Here is a 2,240-nt window from a genome sequence, read left to right as displayed (position 1 = left end):
GGCCTTCCTGCATCCGTACCTGCTCGCGGAGTTCGGCGAGGATGCGTTCGGTGACCTGGCGTTTCTCCCACTGCTGGAACTGCCAATAGACCGTCTGCCAGGGCGGGAAGTCGACCGGCAGTTGCCGCCAGGAGCAGCCGCTGCGGACCACGTACAAGATGGCGTCCACGATCGCCCGGCGGGGATGCTTCGGGATCCGGCCCGGTGACTTGATCAACGGCAGCATCGGCTCGACGATCTCCCACTTCGCATCCGTCAGATCCGAGGGATACCGCCGCTGTCGCTCCATACTCAGCTCATCGAAGCAACGCCGGCTCCAGCACAGACACGCCGTGCGACACCACTCTCAAACACTCACTTTGCTGCTTTCGACGGCAGGTTGCTGAGACCACCGGTTCTGAGCTGGTCGCCGACCTCGGTAAGATCACCCCGTGCTGCCTCCAGAGCGAGCAATAGGCGAAACTCGGCCTCGGTCAACTCTTGACTGCGCACGACGCCACCGTCCTTACTCCGCTCGGATCGGGCACAACCAGCATTGAGGATGTCTCGCGATCCATGCAACAGCCTGTCGCAGCAGGACAACTACGACATCTCGGTACCGAGCGCAGAGCCTGCACACCAACACCCACTGAAGTGCCAACGAGCAGAAGGAGCGCAGCTTGCGCGGCATGAGAGTGAGCCGTCTGAGCGAATGCGGTGCTCCCCCCGCACCGCTCGAAACGTCCGACAGCCGGACCGAACTTGAACGTAGAACCTGCCAGCGGTTCAGCCCGCGTAGACGCACATGACGCCGCGGGGTTGGAAGCCCAGGCGACGATAGAGATTTACCGCCGGCGCCTCTGCGCCGAGCACAGCGGTGCCGTAGCCGGCCTTCCTCGCGGCAGCCAGCGCATGCAGCGTGACCGATGCTGAATCGCGCCGGCGGCACCCGGCTACCCGGCGATGACGCCGGACGACGTCACCGCCCTAGCGGTCTGCACGCCGGCGTCGGTCGTCAGTCGTCCACGGAACGTTCTGGCGTACCGATGATGAGCAGTGCCACGTCGTCCTCGTGGGAGTGTTCCTCGGCGTACTCAATGAGGCGGTCGGCAAGCTCCGGAGGCGTTGCCGTGTGATGGTCGCCGAGCAGGCGGTCGAGGCGGGCGAAGGCGACATTGAGAGGCTCGGAGCGCGTTTCGACGAGTCCGTCGGTATGCAGGACGATCTTGGCACCGGCGGGGACCACATGGCTACGGTTCGAACGTGAGGCGTGGCGGACCGCCCCGATGAGAGCGTCCGCACCGGACAGTCGTGTGACAGCGCCGTCCGGGTTGATCACCAACGGGGGCGGATGCCCGGCATTTGACCAGGTCAGCAGATACGCGCCGTCGGGAGCCGGGTCGAGAAAGGCGATCAGGACGGTGGCGATCGTGTTGGCCGCCAGAGTTCGGTTGGCGTGGTCGAGACGCCGCAGCAGCGCGGACGGTGGTTCCACCCGGTCGACGAGAAAGCCGCGGAGCATGCTGCGCAGCTCGCTCATCGCCGCAGCCGCCTCCAAGCTGTGACCGCTGGCGTCGCCGATGACCACAGCCAGCCGATCACCCGGAAGTGCTACGGCGTCGTACCAGTCACCGCCGACATGATCTTCCTGGTGGGCGGGAAGGTAGCGGACGACCATGCGCAAAGGGTCGACCTTCGGCAGCGGGGGGAGCAGCGCCGTCTGCAGAGTCGCGGCCGCGGTGTTGTGCCGGTCGAGCTGGTTGACACGTTCGATGGCCTGCCCGGCGTACCCGGCGATCGACGCGATCACGGCTCTCTCAGGGACAGTGACCTCGTGCGGATGCTGCCAGGCGATCGTCATCGCGCCCAGCGTTCCGCGGACGCCGGGAATCGGGGCGCAGGCAATGGCCTGCCAACCCAGTCGGCGCAGGTCGTCCACACCGCTGGGGAAGGCCTCGGCGATCTCGTCCGGATCAGCCAGCGCCATCAACTGACCGGTGCGGAACACCTGCGCCGCCGGCACTGGGGCCGTGACCGGAATCGTCAGCCAGCGGTCGGTGATGTGCTCCGGTAGCGGCTCACTGGTCGCGACCCGCAGGTCGCCGTGCTCGTCGAGCAGCACCATGCCGATGTTGATCGGGTCGAAGGTGCGGCCGACCATTTGATGGGTGGACGCCAGAACATCGCCGATCGTCTGGGATTCCAGCAGCGCGACACTGGCATTGAGCAGCAGCTGACTGCGGTCATAGGCATCACGCAGT

The 2,240-nt window shown here is 65.9% G+C and carries 2 protein-coding genes; both read right to left on the bottom strand.

Translation table 11 applies throughout. The features are described from left to right. Positions 1–289, bottom strand: a 289-nt coding sequence (locus AB0M20_RS39320; RefSeq protein WP_364306122.1) for a transposase, incomplete at its 3' end; no start/stop codon positions are given. A gap of 705 nt (positions 290–994) precedes the next feature. After that, positions 995–2,240: GAF domain-containing SpoIIE family protein phosphatase (locus AB0M20_RS39315; protein ID WP_364306120.1), on the bottom strand; the 1,246-nt coding region annotated here is incomplete at its 5' end.

Origin of the sequence: Actinoplanes sp. NPDC051633, from assembly GCF_040681735.1 — a bacterium.
Taxonomy (GTDB): domain Bacteria; phylum Actinomycetota; class Actinomycetes; order Mycobacteriales; family Micromonosporaceae; genus Actinoplanes.
This window is presented reverse-complemented; position numbering and strand designations above follow the sequence as displayed.